The organism is Streptomyces sp. NBC_00158, assembly GCF_045160885.1.
Lineage (GTDB): Bacteria > Actinomycetota > Actinomycetes > Streptomycetales > Streptomycetaceae > Streptomyces.
In genome coordinates, this window is record NZ_CP108161.1 from 6,967,245 (window position 1) to 6,983,679 (window position 16,435).

The 16,435-nt window shown below is 75.0% G+C and carries 13 protein-coding genes; 5 read left to right on the forward strand and 8 right to left on the reverse strand.

Annotated features, from left to right (window positions below; all coding sequences use genetic code 11):
- Nucleotides 1-96: 96 nt before the first annotated feature.
- From OG553_RS31900 to OG553_RS31910, 3 genes are all read right to left on the reverse strand, one after another.
- Nucleotides 97-5,058: a DNA-binding protein gene (locus tag OG553_RS31900; RefSeq protein WP_405982309.1), complete on the reverse strand. Its 4,962-nt coding sequence runs from the start codon at nt 5,056-5,058 to the stop codon at nt 97-99.
- Nucleotides 5,055-5,915 carry a DUF4132 domain-containing protein gene (locus OG553_RS31905; RefSeq protein ID WP_405982310.1) on the reverse strand — a complete coding sequence of 287 codons (861 nt, stop codon included), beginning with the start codon at nt 5,913-5,915 and terminating at the stop codon, nt 5,055-5,057. Before OG553_RS31905 ends, OG553_RS31900 begins: the two co-directional genes overlap by 4 nt.
- Before the next feature lie 204 nt (nt 5,916-6,119).
- A complete protein-coding gene (locus OG553_RS31910; protein WP_405982311.1) occupies nt 6,120-7,622 on the reverse strand; it encodes an MFS transporter in 1,503 nt (500 codons plus the stop codon).
- A gap of 137 nt (nt 7,623-7,759) precedes the next feature.
- Here OG553_RS31910 and OG553_RS31915 point away from each other — a divergent pair, with 137 nt between their 5' ends.
- Nucleotides 7,760-8,206 (forward strand): MarR family winged helix-turn-helix transcriptional regulator, encoded by a 447-nt coding sequence (locus OG553_RS31915; protein ID WP_405982312.1) that lies wholly within the window; start codon nt 7,760-7,762, stop codon nt 8,204-8,206.
- Between the two features lie 56 nt (nt 8,207-8,262).
- On the opposite strand, the gene OG553_RS31920 is transcribed toward OG553_RS31915, so the two are convergent.
- On the reverse strand, nt 8,263-8,766 hold the full coding sequence (locus OG553_RS31920; protein WP_405982313.1) for a MarR family winged helix-turn-helix transcriptional regulator: 504 nt from the start codon (nt 8,764-8,766) through the stop codon (nt 8,263-8,265).
- Between the two features lie 120 nt (nt 8,767-8,886).
- On the opposite strand from OG553_RS31920, the gene OG553_RS31925 reads away from it, so the two are divergent.
- On the forward strand, nt 8,887-9,297 hold the full coding sequence (locus OG553_RS31925; protein WP_405982314.1) for an organic hydroperoxide resistance protein: 411 nt from the start codon (nt 8,887-8,889) through the stop codon (nt 9,295-9,297).
- Nucleotides 9,298-9,322: 25 nt separating this feature from the next.
- Here the strand turns inward: OG553_RS31925 and OG553_RS31930 are convergent, their stop codons facing one another.
- A complete protein-coding gene (locus OG553_RS31930) occupies nt 9,323-9,742 on the reverse strand; it encodes an LPXTG cell wall anchor domain-containing protein (RefSeq protein WP_405982315.1) in 420 nt (139 codons plus the stop codon).
- 177 nt (nt 9,743-9,919) lie between these two features.
- Here OG553_RS31930 and OG553_RS31935 point away from each other — a divergent pair, with 177 nt between their 5' ends.
- From OG553_RS31935 to OG553_RS31945, 3 genes are read left to right on the forward strand one after another with little or no spacing between them, the layout of a single operon-like run.
- Entirely contained in the window at nt 9,920-11,185 is a 1,266-nt protein-coding gene (locus OG553_RS31935; protein ID WP_405982316.1) for a histidine kinase, read from the forward strand.
- Nucleotides 11,173-11,826, forward strand: a complete 654-nt coding sequence (locus OG553_RS31940; protein WP_405982317.1) for a response regulator — start codon at nt 11,173-11,175, stop codon at nt 11,824-11,826. Before OG553_RS31935 ends, OG553_RS31940 begins: the two co-directional genes overlap by 13 nt.
- The gene (locus tag OG553_RS31945) at nt 11,823-12,638 is read left to right on the forward strand and encodes a hypothetical protein (protein ID WP_405982318.1); all 816 of its coding nucleotides are present in this window, start codon (nt 11,823-11,825) and stop codon (nt 12,636-12,638) included. The genes OG553_RS31940 and OG553_RS31945 overlap by 4 nt, the downstream gene beginning before the upstream one ends.
- Before the next feature lies 1 nt (nt 12,639).
- On the opposite strand, the gene OG553_RS31950 is transcribed toward OG553_RS31945, so the two are convergent.
- The 3 genes from OG553_RS31950 to OG553_RS31960 form a co-directional block, all read right to left on the reverse strand.
- Nucleotides 12,640-13,149: a DUF664 domain-containing protein gene (locus OG553_RS31950; RefSeq protein ID WP_405982319.1), complete on the reverse strand. Its 510-nt coding sequence runs from the start codon at nt 13,147-13,149 to the stop codon at nt 12,640-12,642.
- 97 nt (nt 13,150-13,246) lie between these two features.
- Nucleotides 13,247-13,870, reverse strand: a complete 624-nt coding sequence (locus OG553_RS31955) for a hypothetical protein (RefSeq protein ID WP_405982320.1) — start codon at nt 13,868-13,870, stop codon at nt 13,247-13,249.
- 121 nt (nt 13,871-13,991) lie between these two features.
- Nucleotides 13,992-16,070, reverse strand: a complete 2,079-nt coding sequence (locus OG553_RS31960) for an RICIN domain-containing protein (RefSeq protein WP_405982321.1) — start codon at nt 16,068-16,070, stop codon at nt 13,992-13,994.
- Nucleotides 16,071-16,435: the final 365 nt, after the last annotated feature.

Genomic DNA, 16,435 nt, shown 5'->3' on the forward strand with positions numbered 1-16,435 from the left:
GCTTGTCATGGGTTCGGCCATACGGAAGGAACGGAAGGAAGGGCCGGTGGGGGGTGGGGGGGCGCGGCGGCACCGCCGCGCCCCCCACCGGGCGGCTCAGCGCCGGCGGGCGCCGGCGCGCTTCACCTTCAGCTCCTCGAAGCGCGGTACGTCGCCGCCGCGGACCCGCGCCCAGGCCCGGCCGTACAGCTCCGCGGCCGGCTCGGCGGGCACCAGCACGCCCAGCGCCGGGTGGCCGCCCGCCGCCAGGGCGTACATGGGCAGCTTCCACGTCTCGACGGGCAGCAACGGCGCACCGGGCTCGGACCAGCCGCCGGGCAGGAACAGGGAGCGCCCGGCCCGGGAGCGGCTGGCCTCCACCACCAGGTCGGTGGCGGCCAGTTCGGCGCGGGCGGCCTTCAGCCGGGCCGGCTTCCAGCCCGTCCAGCGGGCCGTGTTGCGGTCGGTGGGGTCGGGCATCGCCAGCAGCGCCAGGTACAGCGCGGCCGCGTCGGCGCCCAGCCCGTACGCCCCGGAGACCTCCGCCACCAGCTCCGGCACGCTGCGCGACGGGTCCTGGGGCCACCAGGCCCCCTCCTTGTCGGGGCCGCCCGCGACGGGCTCCCCCGGGTCGGCGAGCAGCGCGGCGAACGCCGGGTCCTGGACCAGGCGCAGCGCCGTCTCGGCCCCGGACGGCTGCTGTTCGGTGCCGCGCAGCAGCGGCAGGTACGGGTCGGAGCCGGTCGAGTCCAGCAGCGCGGGGCGCACCGCGGGACGGGGCTGCGAGTCGTGCGTGGCCAGCACCACCGCGCCGTACCGCTCGTAGCCCTCGCCGCTCTCGGTGGGGGTGCCGGCCGCCTTGCGGAAGTCGGGCAGCCGGACGTAGTGCCCGACGGTCAGCAGCAGTTCGGGCGAGGCCAGGCGCTGGCGCAGCGCGGTGAGCGCGGGCGGCAGGCAGGCCCGTACCGGGTGTCCGGCGGGCAGCCGGTGCGCGAGCCAGGCCGTCAGGGCGGCGGCGCCGGTCAGCACTCCCGCGTCGAAGGGCTGGGCCACCGGTTCGGCGGGCTCCACGTGGTCGCCCTTGACCGTCCACGCGACGTCCGAGGACAGCACCTCGGACGCCGCCGTGTCGAGCAGCGCGGGCAGCGCCCGGTGCGGGGCCCAGCCGCCGCGCACCTCCTTGACGGCCTCGGCGAGCAGCCACTCGGGCACGGGCGTACGGCGGCCCACGCGCTCGTTCCACACCCCTGCGGCGGCGGCCGCGTCCGGGCCGTCCGTCCACAGCCGCGCCGGGTCGGCGGGCAGCAGGGCCGCGACCAGGGCGCGCCGGACCTCCACGGCGAGCTCCTTGAGGTCGTCGCGGGCGTTGACGGCGTCGCCGGCCTTCAGCCGGAGCGTGTCGCGCAGCCCGGCGGGCAGGAAGGAGCGCTCGTACGTGTCCAGGTACGGCAGTCCCGCGAGGACCATCCGGGCCACGGCGGACGAGACCCCGGTGAGCCGCGCGAACTCCTCGGCGGCCTCCGGGAACCAGGGCGCCGGGCCGCGCTCGGCCGCCTCCTTCAGGAAGGCGGCGGCCCAGTCCGCGCCGCGTCCGCGGTCGCCGGCGGTTTCGGCCGTTCCGGACAGGGTGTAGGGGGCGGGCACGGCGAAGGCGCCCGCCGGGTCGTGCAGCAGCGCGTCGAACTCACGGGCCTTCGGAAAGTCCCTGGTCTGCTCGTTGAGGGCGAGCAGGGCGCCGCCGCCGAGCGGGAGCACGGCGCGGTGGCGGCCGCCCCGGCCGCGCTCGCGGCCGTCGGCCCCCAGCAGGTGGGCGGTGTCGATCCGCACCCGGACGCGCCGCCACCGCTCGGCCGACGCGGCGGCCGAGGCCAGGCCCAGGGCGTCCACCTCGGCGAGCAGCCGCAGCAGTGCCGCCCGCTCCTCCTCGGTGGTCTCCCCGGTGACGACCGCGCGGTAGGCGACCGCGGCGGGGGCGTCCAGGAACAGTCCGGCCCAGGGGAAGGAGGAGTGGGCGATCTTCGGGGTATCCACGTGCAGCAGGCCCGGCACCGCCTCGGCCGCGGTGAAGGCGACGCCCGCCGCCAGGGAGCGCAGGAGGCGGTACGTCCCGTCGGAGTCCCCGCCGAAGTGGCGGTGGTACGGGGTGCCGGTCAGCCCGTGCAGCGCGCGGTCGAGGAGCTGGTCGGCCGGGCCCTTCCGGACCGGATCCTTCGGCCGCTCGGGGGCCGGCTTGAGCGCCTGCGCCACCTTCTCCAGGGCCTTGCGCTGGGTCAGTGCGGAGCGGAGGGTGTCGACCACTCCGCCGATCAGCGCGGGCGCGGTGACGGCGGGCAGGGCCGCGGCGACCAGCGCCGGGAGGTCCGTGCGCTTCTCCGCCTGTGCGGCGGCGGCCAGCAGGGCCCCGGCGGCCCGCCCGTCCATGGCGCGCAGCACGGCCGAGCCCTCGGGGTCGCGGGGCCGCAGGCAGTACCAGTAGGCGAGCTTGGGGAGTTCGGTGTGGCCGGTCCAGTAGAGGCCGCCGTTGTGGTCGGAGGTGACCCGGCAGGTGACGGCGCCCTCGGGGTCGGTGAGGGCCAGGGTCCGCCAGTCCTGGGAGACGGCGCGCGGCCGGTCGTCGCCGGGGAAGGCGACGGCCGCGCGCGGCAGGGGGCCGCCCTCGCGCACGGTGACGGCGCGTCCGGTGTTGTCGGAGCCGTGCCAGCCCTCACCGCGCCGGTACACGACCCGCCAGCCGAGCAGTCCGTCCACGGGCGCGCCCAGCACGGAGCCCTCGACGGCGGGGGTGGGCCGCAGCCAGTTCTGGCCGACGTGGTCGTTCAGCACGCTGCCGGCCGGGTGGCCGTCCAGGGCATCGGCGAGGAAGCGCGGCAGGGAGCGCCGCCCGACCGCGCCCGTGGCCGGGTCGTACTCGGCCCAGCCCCAGTCGCCCGGGCGTCCGCCCTGGTCCCACACCCAGTACGAGGTCCCGTCGGTGATGACCGCCTGCTCGGCGGGCAGTCTGCTGTCGCCCTTGTGCAGCGGGGCGGAGCCGCCGGTGGTGCGGCCCCCGCCGGGCAGTGCCAGGGTGACGTGTTCGGACCGCACCGACCAGCAGTTGGCGGCGGAGTCCAGGGTGAGGACGTCGTCGGGGGCGCTCAGCCAGTAGCCCTGGACCGGGCCGTCGTAGGAGGCCCAGAAGACGAGCAGGTCGCCGTCGGTGTAGTGGAAGCCGTGGTTGTGGCGGTCGCCCGGCGGGACCCGCAGGTCGTGGCTGAGCACCGTGGAGTCGGCGTCGATCACGCGGACCTGCGTGGAGTTGGCGACGATGACGTACGGCCAGGCGTCCATCACGGTCAGCCGGGTGCGGCCGCGGCCGGGGGACAGCTCGGTGACGGCGGCCTCCCAGGCCGGCCAGACCAGTTCCTCGAACAGGCCGCCCCGCAGGGTGCGGGCCAGGACCTCGCCGAGGTCGGCGGAGGCGGCCCGGGACACCTCCTCGGGGGCGAGGGCCAGGGCCTCGGACGGCAGCCAGGTGAGCCGGCGCAGTGCCTCCGGCAGCTCCGGCAGCGCCGCGGCCGTGGACTCGCCGGCCACCCGGCGGACCCACTCGGCCACCAGCGGGGCGCTGCCGGGGGTCCCGGCGAGGAGCCGCACGGTCCCCCGGTCGCCCGACATGTGGGTGTTGAAGCGGTCCAGGGTGCGGAAGAAGGCCGGACGCATCCGCTCGTCCGCGCACAGCGCCCGCAGGTCGCGCCGTTCGGCGGAGCGGGCCCAGCCGTCCAGGCCCAGCACCTCGTTCGACCCGGGGGCGGCGACGGTCAGGCCGTACGAGAGCAGCAGGTCGAGCAGGTCCACGTCCTGGAGGCCCAGGCGCAGGCCCTCCTCCCGCCCCGGCAGGGCGAGTTCGGCCCGTAGCACGCCGGCGCAGCGGTCGATCAGCGGGAGCAGCCCGGGCAGCGGCGGCGGGGTGCCCCAGCCGGTGTGCCGGGCGGTGTGGAAGCGCTCCAGCCAGCCCGCGGTGCCGTCGGCCGGGCGCTCCTCGGCCGGCCGGCCGGGGTCCGCCAGCCCGGCGGTGGCGCCGGACTCCTCCAGCACCTCCAGCCACAGGCCGGCCAGTTCCCCGGCGTTTCCGCCGCCGGAGGGGGTGATGCCGAGCAGGGTCCCGCGTACGGCGGGCACGCGCTTGGCCAGGGCGACGAGCGCCGTGCGGTGGGCCTTCCACCAGCCGGCCGCGGCGCGCAGGGTGGCGGGCAGCGGCAGCAGTTCGGCGAGGTACTCCTGCTCGGGCACGCTGCCGGTCAGCCCGGCGGCGCGAGCCAGTCGGCGCAGCTCGGCGGCGGCCTGCGCGGAGGGCGCGAGCCCGCCCGCGGTGCGGCGTACGCACAGGCGCCGGAAGCGCTCGAAGGCCTCGGTGGGGGAGACCCGCTGGGCCAGCTCCTTGCCGTAGCCGGTGAGCACCTTCACCGGCAGGGCGCCGGCCAGGGCGAACTCCAGGAAGACGGCGTCGAGCCGGTCCTCGTCGACGGCCAGCCCGTAGCGGGCCTCGCTGGTGCGGGCCCGGCCGAACAGCTGGGCCGCGTACGTGGTGTTCTCGACGGCGAGGAAGACGCGCGCGGCCTGCTCGTAGAAGACGGGCAGGAAGTGCGGGACGGACGCGGCGAGCCGGTCGGCCAGCTCGGTGCAGGCGTCGAGGGCGGCCTTGGGCTTGGTCTTGGCCTGGCGGGCCAGCCGGTCCAGTTCGGGGACCACGGCCAGCGCGTGGTGACCGTCCTCGGGGTGGTGCACCAGCACCCACTCCGGGAAGCCGAGCGCCTGGCGCCGGCCGAGGCCGACGACCTGCGGCTCGCCGTCCGGTACGAGGCCCAGGAAGCCGGCGGCCAGGTCCTCGGCGGCACCGAGCTCGGCCGCGGCGAGGCGGACCACGACGCGCCCGTCCCCGAGGGCCGGGTGGCGGTAGGCCCGCGCGGTGAGGGGGACGGCCGAGGCGCCCGCCCCGGCGGTGCCGGCGGGCAGGACGGCGCCCGCCGCCAGCAGTTCGGCGGCTCCGGCCGGGGCGCGCCCGGCCGTGCCCGTGGTGTCGGTGGTGTCGGTGGTGCTCACGCCTGGTCCCCGCCCTCTTCGATCCTGCGCCCGGCGTACAGCGCCGCGGCCATCCGCATGCCCTCGGACCAGGCCACCGGTCCGACCTCGCCGAGGCGTACCGCCCGGCCGTCCTCGTCGTGCCAGTTCAGCGCCCCGGTGGCGGTCTCGTCGTCCCAGTAGGGCTCGCCGATCCACACGGCGGCCTCCACGGCCCGGCCCGAGTCCCGCACCTTGCAGGTGGCGTAGCCGCCGGAGACGCGGTAGCCGAGGTTCGTGGCGCGGGCGGCGAGGCCGAACCGGGTGGGGTACACCCCGCCCGCGTAGTCGCGCACCTCGGTCGCGGCCGGTTCCAGGTCCGCGGGCTTCGCCCAGGTGGGCCGGTGGATCTGCTCGACCCGCTGGGTGATGTCCAGCTCGGCCGCGAACTCCCGTACGTCGTCCAGGTCGGGCAGCAGCACGGGGTGCGGCAGGGTCACCGTGCGCGGGGAGAGGCGTACGGTCTCGCCGTCGAGGTTGACCACCTTCAGCTCGCCGCCGGCGGTGGCGTCGCGCAGGAAGCCCACCTCGTCGGGGTCGCTGTCGGGGACCACCGCGAGGTCGCGCAGCGCGGCCTGCCAGGCCCCGTCGGGCCAGACCCGGGCGAGCAGTTCGGTCGGGACCGGCAGCGAGGACACCATCCAGGTGTCCACCTGGGCCACGCAGGCCGCCTGGTGCCGCTCCAGCCACTCGGCGAGCCGGCGCAGCCGGTCCACCTCGGGGTGGTCGCGCAGTGCCTTCGGCAGCGCCTTCAACTGCCGTCCCCCGGGCCGCCGTACCGCGACCTTCCCCTCCACGAGGGAGATCTCGTACCCCTCGTCCAACGCCAGCCAGCCCATCAGCGCGCGCCCCTCCGCCTGTCCGAAAATGGTCTTGTGCAGCCCGGAACAAGGCGCGGACGCCTGTCGGGCTGCGGTATGCGGGGAGACTAGCGAGCCCCACTGACAACGCGGGCGGGAGGGCTCCGGGCAGGGCCTCCGGGATACGCCACCGCCCCCGGTCCGAGGGGACCGGGGGCGGCGGGGGAGGGGCTTGACGGGAGGTCAGACGGCTTCGGCGGGCTCCGCGGCCTTCGACGGCGCGGGGGCCGCGGCGGCGGACCGGACCACGCGCGGGCCGTGGCCGGAACGCAGTCCCAGCCAGCTGATCAGCGCGACCAGGGCGAAGGCGGCGGCGCCGATCCAGAAGGTGAGGGTGAACCCGGACTCGGCGGGCAGCGGCGGGACGCCCTCGGGCAGGTGCTCGACGGTCTTCGACGCGAGGATCGTGGTGACGATGGCGCTGCCGATCGCGCTGCCCGTGGAGCGGGAGATGGAGTTGATGCCGTTGGCGATGCCGCTCTGGTGGTGCGGGACGCTCGACATGATGACCGCGGGCATGGCGGCGTAGCCGAAGCTGACGGCCGCGCCGACTACGAGGCCCGCGCCGATCACCGAGAAGGTGTGGCCGTGGTCGAGCGCCAGCCAGCCGAAGCCGACGGCGCCGAGCGCGGCGGCCACGGCGAGGGCGAGGCGGGGTCCGCGGTGGCGCACCAGCTGGCCGCCGACGGGGGAGGCGAGCAGCGAGACGATCGCGCCGGGCAGCAGGAACTGGACGGAGGCGCGCAGGATGGAGGCGTCGAAGCCGTAGCCGGTGAGCTTCTCGGGCATCTGGACGAGGTAGGAGACGCCCAGGAAGTTCGCGAACATGCCGAAGCCGACGAGGATGCCGGCCAGGTTGGCCATCAGCACCGGGCGGTGGACGAACATCTTCATGTCGACGAGCGGCTCGGCGACCTTGCGCTCGACCAGGACCCAGACGGCCGTCATCACGGCGGCGCCGGCGAAGCTGCCCAGGGTGCGGGCGGAGGACCAGCCCCACTCGTGGCCCTGGGAGATGGGCAGCAGGAGCAGCAGCAGGGCGATGCCGAGGGTCAGCGCGCCGAGGAAGTCGGTGCGTCCGCCGGTCTTGTGCCGGGTGGCGGGGACCAGGAAGAGGACGGCCAGCAGGGCCACGACGGCGAAGCCGGTCGCCATCCAGAAGGCGTTGCGGTAGTCGGCGCCCTCGCCGGAGGTCAGCAGGCCGGTGGCGACGAGCGCCAGGCCGCTGCCGAACGCGAGCGTGCCGCTGACCAGCGCCATGGCACCCGGCAGCTTCTGCGGCCGGACCTCCTCGCGGAGCACGGACAGCGCGAGCGGGAAGATCGCGGTCGCGGCGCCCTGGAGCACCCGGCCCAGGATCAGCAGGGGCAGGGAGGTCGCCAGCGCGGCCACCACGGAGCCCGCCACCATCACGCCGAGGACGGCCACCAGGGTGGGCTTCTTGCCGTGCTGGTCGCCGAAGCGGCCGAGCAGCGGGGTGAAGACGGCGGCGGAGAGCAGGGTGGCGGTGGTCACCCAGCTCACGTTGGCGGTGGAGGTGCCGAGGTCGTTGCGGATCAGGCCCAGGATCGGTACGGGCAGGGTCTGCATCATCGACACGACCATGGCGGCGAGGCTCAGGGCGAAGACGATGACCGTCTCGTTGCCCTTCCTCGCTTCGGCGGGGGCGGATGCGGCGGAGCTCATGGCGGTGGACCTTCTCAATGCTTCAGAACGCAGATGTTTTATGTCATCAAGTACTTCGGTGAAGGTAGCCAGAGATAGTTAAGGTGGTCAAGTAAAAGGTTGATAATGTCAACGATCCTCGGCTAGGCTCGCGGCCCATGAGCACCACCGCACCGCACCGCCCCACCAAGCTGGAACTGCTGGAACTCCTCGCGGCCATCGGTACCGCCCAGTGGCGCGACTTCGCCGCCGCGGCCGCCCGTCACGGGCTCACCTCCACGCAGGCCAAGGTCCTCGCCCAGCTCGACGGACCCGTGCCGATGCGCGGCCTCGCCGCCCTGTTGGCCTGCGACGCCTCGAACGTCACGGGGATCGTGGACCGGCTCCAGGTGCGCGGGCTGGTGCGGCGCGAGCCCGAGCCGCGCGACCGTCGGGTCAAGAACGTCGTGGCGACCGACGAGGGGCGCGACGTGATGCGCCGGGTGCGCGAGGAGATGCAGGCCACCCACGGGGCGCTGGACGCGCTGGACGAGGCGGAGGGCGCCACCCTCTACGCGCTGCTGGGGCGGCTGCGCCCCGTCATGGAGCGCGACCCCGCCTCCTGATCCCGGCCGCCGGTCCGGCCGGCGCGGCTGCCGACCTGTCGGCCCCGCGCCCGGCTTCAGTCCCGGGGAGCGGCGTCGGCCGATTCGACGGCGGCGTCCAGGGCGGCCGTGAGGCGGCCCAGGCGCTGCTGGAGCTCGCGGATCTCGCCCAGCTCGAACCCGGTCGCCCGGGCGATCCGGCGCGGCACCTCCACGGCCCGCCCGCGCAGGGCCGAGCCCTCCTCGGTGAGCACCGCGTGCACCGACCGCTCGTCCTCGGCGCTGCGCTCGCGCCGGATCAGGCCGGCCGCCTCCAGTCGCTTGAGCAGCGGCGAGAGCGTGCCCGAGTCGAGCCGCAGGTGCTGTCCGAGCTGCTTGACCGGCATCGTGCCGTGCTCCCAGAGCACCAGCATCACCAGGTACTGGGGGTAGGTCAGCCCCAGGTCCTTCAGGACGACCCGGTAGAGCCCCCCGAAGGCGCGGTTCGCGGCGCCCAGCGCGAAGCAGATCTGTCCGTCCAGGCGGAGGAAGTCCTCGTCGCGAAGGGGTTCGCGCAGGATGTCGGCGGGCTGCTCGGTCATGCGTCCCAGTGTACCGGAGCCTCCTTGTGAGCCATTGAGTTGTGCACAACTGAATTGTGTGCTCTATTTGTGGTCGAGGGTCGGCCACCGGCCGCCCCGCCCCTGCGAAAGGACCTCCCGATGGACGCGCTGTACACCGCCGTCGCCACCGCCAACGGCCGCGAGGGCCGCGCCGTCAGCTCCGACGGCCAGATCGACCTGCCCCTCGCCATGCCCCCGGCGCTCGGCGGCAACGGCCAGGGCACCAACCCCGAGCAGCTCTTCGCCGCCGGCTACGCCGCCTGCTTCGCCAGCGCCCTCGGCCTGGTCGGCCGGCAGGCGAAGGTCGACACCGGTGACGTGTCCGTCACCGCGGAGGCCTCCATCGGCCAGGACTCCGGCGGCTTCGGCCTCGCCGTCACCCTGCGCGTCGAGCTCCCGGCCCACCTGGAGGGCGAGACCGGCACCCTGCTGGTCAAGCAGGCCCACGAGGTCTGCCCCTACTCCAAGGCCACCCGGGGCAACATCCCCGTCGAGCTCGTCATCGAGTAGTCGGGCACGCCACCCCGGCCGCCGGTCAGGCGGTGCGCCGCGCGGCCACCACCGCGCAGGCCACCGCCAGCGGCAGCTCCGCCGCGAGCGCCATCAGCACCGCCGCGCCCTGCCCTGCCGTACCGGCCGAGGTGGTGACGTCGAGCCAGGCGTCCGCCACCAGCAGCGCGGCCGTCGCCCCCGCCACCGCCGGGACCCGCGGGTCGCCCTTGCGCAGCAGCACCCCCGTCCCGGTCAGACCGGCGGCCAGCAGCGCGTCGAAGCCCACCCAGGCGGTGGACCAGTTGGACACCTCCGCAGTCTGCGGCAGCGTCCGCGCCAGCACCACCATCCACGGCAGCATCGCCAGCCCGGCCCCGGTCAGCACCGTCGCCAGCCGCGGGGCGCGTCCGCGCACTCCCCCGGAGCGGGGGCGGGCCTGGAACTGCGGGGCGATGACGGCCATGGCTGCGGGTCTCCCTCCGGTCCGGCGGTCCGTCCGCCGGGCACACCACAACCCTGCTGGCCCGCAAGCAGAAGATCAGTAGCCCCACCGTCCCAAGCGGGGGTGGTGCCAGCTACACCCCGGTCCGGACGCCAGGGTGGTGGTGACCCCGTGATCCATCCGATTACCGTTGTGGACATGGCAACTCGCGGCGCGCTGAGGCGTACGTACACCTGGATCGCGTCGCACACCCCCTGGTCGGCGTGGGCCTGGCGCAACACGGCCTTCGCCACGGCCGCCATCCCGCCCGCCCTCCCCCTGCTGCTCGGCGCCGCCGCCCTCTTCGCCCTCCCCGGCCACAGCGCCCTCCCGCTGCTCCTCGTCCTCGCGCTCCGCCCGCTGCTGACGCTCCTCCAGCGCAGCCGCTTCCGGACGCTGCTCGGCCTGGACGTGCCGCCCGTCGTCCACGACCACCGCTGGACGACCGTACGCGGACTCGCCGAGCGGCTGCGCTCCGAGTCGACCTGGCGCCAGTACGGCTACCACCTCCTCGTCAGCCCGCTCGCCGCCGCCGGCGCGGCCGCACTCGTCCTCACCTGGGCCGGCGGCGCCGCCGCCGCCTCCGTCTACGCCTGGTACTGGGTGCTCCCCACCGACGGCGAACTCCCCTCCCCGGGCTGGACGGCCCAGTACGACGCCATCACCGCCCTCGGCGTACTCGCCCTCCTCGCCGCCCCCTGGCTGGCCTCGGCCCTCACCCGGCTCGACGCCACCGCCGCGGCCGCCCTCCTCGGCCCCAACCGGGCCCGCGAACTCCAGCGCCGCGTCGACGACCTCGCCGAGAGCCGGGCCGGCGTGCTCGACGCAGCCGACCTCGAACGCCGCCGCATCGAACGCGACCTGCACGACGGCGCCCAGCAGCGCCTGGTCTCCCTCGCCATGAACCTCGGCATCGCCCGCGCCACCCTCACCGACCTGCCGCCCGAGGCGAAGGCCGTCATCGACGAGGCCCACCGCGAGGCGAAGGAGGCCATCGAGGAACTCGGCAACCTGGTACGGGGCCTGCACCCGGCCGTACTGGAGGACCGAGGCCTGGACGCCGCCCTCTCCGGGATCGCCGCCCGCGCCCCGCTCCCCGTCGAACTCGCCGTGGACCTGGCCGAACGGCCCGGCCCCACCGTCGAGGCCGTCGCCTACTTCGTCGTCTCCGAAGCCCTCGCCAACGTGGCCAAGCACGCCCGCGCGAAACGCTGTTCGGTCCACGTCGGCCGCGTCGCCGGCCGCCGCGGCGACCTGCTGCGCGTCGTCGTCACCGACGACGGCGTCGGCGGCGCCGACCCGGCGGGCGGCACCGGACTGACCGGCCTGCGCAAGCGCGTAGGGTCGGTCGACGGAACGATTCTGATCAACAGCCCCCTCGGGGGCCCGACCACCGTCACTGTGGAGCTGCCGTGCGGGCTGTGATCGCGGAGGACTCCGTCCTGCTGCGCATAGGTCTTGTCAAAGTCCTGGAAATGGCCGGATTCGAGGTGGCCGCCGAGACCGGCGACGCCGAGGGTCTGCTGGCCGCCGTCGAGGAACACCGCCCCGACCTCGCGCTCGTGGACGTCCGGATGCCGCCCGGATTCACCGACGAGGGCGTCCGGGCCGCCCTCATGATCCGCAGCCAGCACCCGGGCACCGCCGTGCTGCTGCTCTCCCAGTACGTGGAGGAGCGCTACGCCGCCGACCTGCTGGCCTCCCAGAGCGGCGCGGGCATCGGCTACCTGCTCAAGCAACGCGTCGCCGACGTCGAGGAGTTCATCGACGCCCTGCGCCGCGTCGCGGCCGGCGGCACCGCCCTCGACCCCCAGGTCGTCGCCCAGCTCCTGCTGCGCCGCGGCGGCCCCGACCCGCTGGAGCGGCTCACCCCGCGCGAACGCGACGTCCTGGCCCTGATGGCCGAGGGCCGCTCCAACGCGGCCATCGCGGCCGGACTCGTCGTGAGCGAGAGCGCGGTCGCCAAGCACATCAACAACATCTTCGCCAAGCTCGACCTGCCCCCGGCCGCCGAGGCCCACCGCCGGGTCCTCGCCGTACTGCGCTTCCTGGACGGCACTCCGTGACCGGTTCCGCCACCGGGGGGCGCGGGCCGCGCCTCGCCTGGTACACCGCCGCCGCGCTCAGCGCCGCCCTGGTGGTGACGGCGGCCGCCTGGCAGGCGGGGACCGGCGCGGGAGTGCGCAGGGGCACGGCCACCGGGGGCAGCGGCGGGCGGGCGGTGACCGCGGTGGAGGTGGTGGCGGGCTCCTCCGACGTGTCCGTCACCCCGCGCGGGGACGCGCAGGTCGGCTACCGGGCCGACCTCACCTGGTCGTTCAGGGAGCCGGAGGTCGAGGAGAGCTGGCTCGGCGACACCCTCAGGCTCACCCCGCACTGCCCGGGCGGCTCCTTCACCGTCACCGCCGGACCCGGCTGCTCCGTACGGCTCGCGGTGACCGTGCCCGCCGGGGTCCCGCTGAAGGTCACCGGCGGGTCGGGCCGGATCAGCGTCAGCGGCCTGGCCGGGGCGGTCGACGCCGAGACGGGCGTCGGCCACCTGGACCTGGCCGACCTGCGGGGACCCCTGCGGGCGCGGGTCGGCGACGGCACCCTGCGGGCCACCGGCCTCACCGTCCCGCAGGCCGACATCCGTGCGGGAGCCGGCCGGGCGGACGCCCGCTTCGCGGCACCGCCGGAGCGGGTCACCGCCCGCGCCGGCGCCGGCCGCCTGGAACTCGTCCTGCCCCCGGACACCCGCTACCGCGTCGACTGCCGGGCGGGCCTGGGGCGCTGCGAGGCGGACGGCGCCCTGAACGACCCCACGTCCGCCCGCGCCCTGGACATCGCCGTCGAGGCGGGCCACGCCACCGCGTCATACCGCCCGGACGGTCCCTGACTCAGCGGCGCTCCAGCAGCCCCCGGACGTAGGCGGCCTGGCCCGCGTGCTGGAGGTCGTCCGTCAGGACGCTGACCAGGCGGACGCCCAGGCTGACCGGCGGGTCCCAGCGCTCGTCGACGATCCGTTCGAGGTCGGTGGCGGCCAGGCCCCGCAGGAAGCGCAGGCTCTGCTCGTGCACCGCGTCGTAGTAGCCCAGCAGCAGTTCGGGGGAGTCGACGCGGACCTCGCCGACCTCGGCGGCGGTGTGCCCGTAGCCGATGCCGTCGACGGGCAGGGGCAGGGCGAAGCGGTCGGCCCAGCCGCCCGACCGCCAGACCTGCTCCAGCCCCGCGACCTCGGCCACGTGGTCGTCCTGCACCCGGGTCAGGTGCCAGACCAGCCAGCCGATCGGGTTCGCGTCCGGGTCGAGCCGGGCGTTCAACTGCTCGGCCGTGAGCCCCTCGACCGCCTCGTGCACCACCTCCCGGACGCGTCCGAAGCCGTCCGCCAGTACCTCCGTGGCCTTCATGTGCAGTCCCCAGCCGTCTCTCTCGTCGTGTGCGCCGTCGAGCCGTTCCGGGGACCACCATGCTCGCCCGCCGCCGGGCCGGGCGGGCGACACTCCGTCAGCGGCGGGAGCGGCGCAGGAAGATCCCGGCGGCCGCGCCGGCCAGCGCGATCCCGGCCACCCCGGCCGTGGTCCACCAGCCGCCCGCCCCGCCCGAACCGCCGGACGGCGCGGGTGCCGGGGAGGTGGGGGCGGCAGGGGAGCCGGGGGTGTTCGGGGCGGCGGGTGCGGGCGAGGCGGGTGCGGGAGCGGTCGGGGTCGAGGGGGCGGACGGCGCCGGGTCGACCGCCGGTACGGCGACGTCCTGTTGCGCGTGCCCGAGCGAGGGGAAGCCCGCGTCGACGGTCACCTTCCACGTGCCGGGCGGCAGCGCCTCGGCCGTGACCCACCCCGCGGCCCGGCCGGCGTCGCGCACCAGCCGCCACGGACCCTCGGTACGGCTGCCGTCGGCGCTGACGGCGTTCACGGTCGCGGCCACGGCCTCCTCGACGGCGTCACCGTCGTTCTCCCAGGTGACGTCGGCGGTGACCCGGCCGTCCCGCTGACCGGTGACGACCACCTTCAGGGTGTCGCCGTGGGCGTGGGCGGGACCCGCGGAGCCCATGGCCAGGACGAGGCACAGCAGGGGGAGGGTGAGTGCGGCGAGGGCCAGGGCGGGGAGGTTCGGGAGGGGTCGGCGCATCGGCACGGTGCTCCAGGTGAGGGGAAGTGCGGGAGGGGAAGCGGGAGGGGAAGCGGGAGGGGAGTACGAGGGGCGGGCGGCCGTAGGGGAGTACGGCCGCCCGCCGGTTCGAGGGGCTGGGTCAGCCGGCCTTGCGGGCCGTCCAGACCTGCGCCGGACGGCCGTCCGCGCGCTGGAGGTCGAGCAGCCAGGTCCCGTAGTAGGGCCGGTTGCTGACCGTCAGGGCGAAGCCGCCGCTCGGGTCGGTGATGGTCACCGCGCCGTCGCGGGAGGTCACCCGCCACTGCTGGGCCGCGGAGTTCCCGCAGGGCTGCTGCGCCACCCACATGCCCGCGGCGGCCGCGCCGCCGGGCTGGAGGCACTTGCCGGAGGCCGCGGACTTGATCCGCACCGTCCCGTTGCCCGCGTCGTCGAAGTACCACTGCTGCTGCGCGTAGCCGTTGCTGCGGTTCGCGACGAGCACGGTGCCGTCGGCGGTGCGCCCGCCCCACAGCTCGGCGGCCATGCCGCTGCTGCCGTTGCCGAGCACGTAGCGGGTGCCCGGGGTGGTGGCGCCGCCGCCCGTGTCGGTCGTGCGGAACGAGGCGGCCTTGCCGGGGCCGCTGTCACGGCCGGAGCCGTCGCGGACCGACACGGCGGCCGTGTAGGCGGTGCCGGGCTTGAGGTTGTAGACCCGCAGGGAGGTGGACTGGACCCAGGTCAGGTGCTTGTCGTTGAGCAGCACCTGGTACCAGGCGGCGCCCTCGGTCTTGGGCCAGCTCAGCACCACCGAGTCGGACTGGATCTGGCCCGCCGTCACCGCCGGTGCGCCCGAGGGCTTCTTGGTGGGGGTCGGGCTGGGCTTGGCGGTCGGCGACGGGTTCGGGCCCGGGTCCGGGTTGGTGCCGCCACCGCCCGCGTTCTTCATCAGGAACTGGTTGTCCGCGATGTTCCAGTGCGTGGCCAGGTAGCTGCCGGCCTTCGGGCTGGTGTGGAAGTAGTCGTCGTGGTTGCAGTCCAGGATGTTCTCGGACGCCTTGTTGGTGCAGACGTTGCGCATCTGCGGGTAGTACGGGGTGTCCGAGTAGCACATCACGTCCCACTCGTCCGTGCAGTGCGCGCCCCGGCTGGTGTTGGGCGCGCTGTTGTTGACCGCGCCCAGGTTGTGGCCGAGTTCGTGCGCGGCGGTGTGTCCGCCCCAGCAGCCCGAGTCGGTGCGCCCGTAGGAGGGGCCGAAGTTGCTCAGGTTGTTCTGGCCGGGCCGCTCGTCGCCGTTGAAGGTGCCGATGCCGCAGTACACCTGGGTGTCCGCGAAGATCATGTACTTGCGGTCGCGACGGTCCAGGCCCTTGCCGGCCAGCGCGTTGTTGGTGGCGCTGAACTCGGAGAGCGCGGAGTCGGGGAGCTCGATGTTGAGCACCGAGGGCGTGCAGTCGGCGGCGGTCACGTAGCGGATGTGCCGGACGCCGCCGGTCTCCTTGGCGCTCGCCGCGTAGATGAGGTCGGCGTCGGCCGCCCACTTGCGGAACGAGGCCACGTACTCGGCGTACCGGTCGCGGCCGGGGCCGTGCACGTAGACGACCTGGACGCGGTTGCCGGTGCTGCCGTCGCCGTCGCACTGGACGGTCTGTCCGGCGGGCCCGGCGGCGACCGCCTGGCTGCCCGAGGCGGGCGAGGCCGGCGGGGCGGGGGCCTTGGCGCTCGCGGCGGTGCGGGCGTCGGCGGCGGGCGCGTCCTGAGGACGCCCGCCGCCCTCGCCGGCGGCCGGGTCGGCGCTGGCCGGGGAGGCGGGGTCGGCCGCGGGGGCCTTGGTGCGGACGACGGGCTCGACGTCCTTCTTGATGTCCACGCCCCCGGGGGGAGCGTCGGGCCCGTGCGTGCACAGGCCCGCCTTCGTGCGGTAGACGCCGACGCAGCGGTCGCCCTTCGGGGCCGTCTCCAGCCCGTCGTAGACCATGCCGCGCGCGCCCTCGTTCGCGGGCGCCTTGGCGAGGGGGGCCGGTTCCGCGTCCCGGGCCGGTGCGGCGGCCGGTTCGGCGGCCGCGGCGGGTGCCTCGGCCAGTGCGGTCGTGCTCGCCTCGGCGTCGCCGCCTATGCGGGAGTAGGCGAGGCCTCCCGCGAGCACCGCCGCCGATGCCATGGCGGCGGTGAGGAGTATCAGCTTCCGGGGTTTGCGCCGGTGGCCGGGCTTGCGGCGCCGGCCGGTGGATCGTGCTGTCATGCGCACCTCAAGTCCGAGTCAGGAGAGTGGGTGCGCCGCAGCTTGCCAGATGAGCAGCTCGGAGAATTCGGACAAACGGGAGAGCGGTTCGAGAAACCTATCCGTTACCTTGTTGCCTGATTTGATGAACTGTCAACTCGCTTATAAAACAAGCGAGTTACGCGCGTTGCGGATCAAAGGTCCAGGCCTTTTCCGGGATCTCGTTATCAAATCGAGATATTAGGCGGAACCTTGTTGACGGGAATTCAGTCAGGTATTCATTCAAAAACTACCTGCCGAATTCCCCCCGTCACGAGCCGTGAAGCGGACGCGGCCGGCGAGTGCGGCCGCGGGTGCCCAGGCCGCCCGGAAGGTGCGGCGCAGGC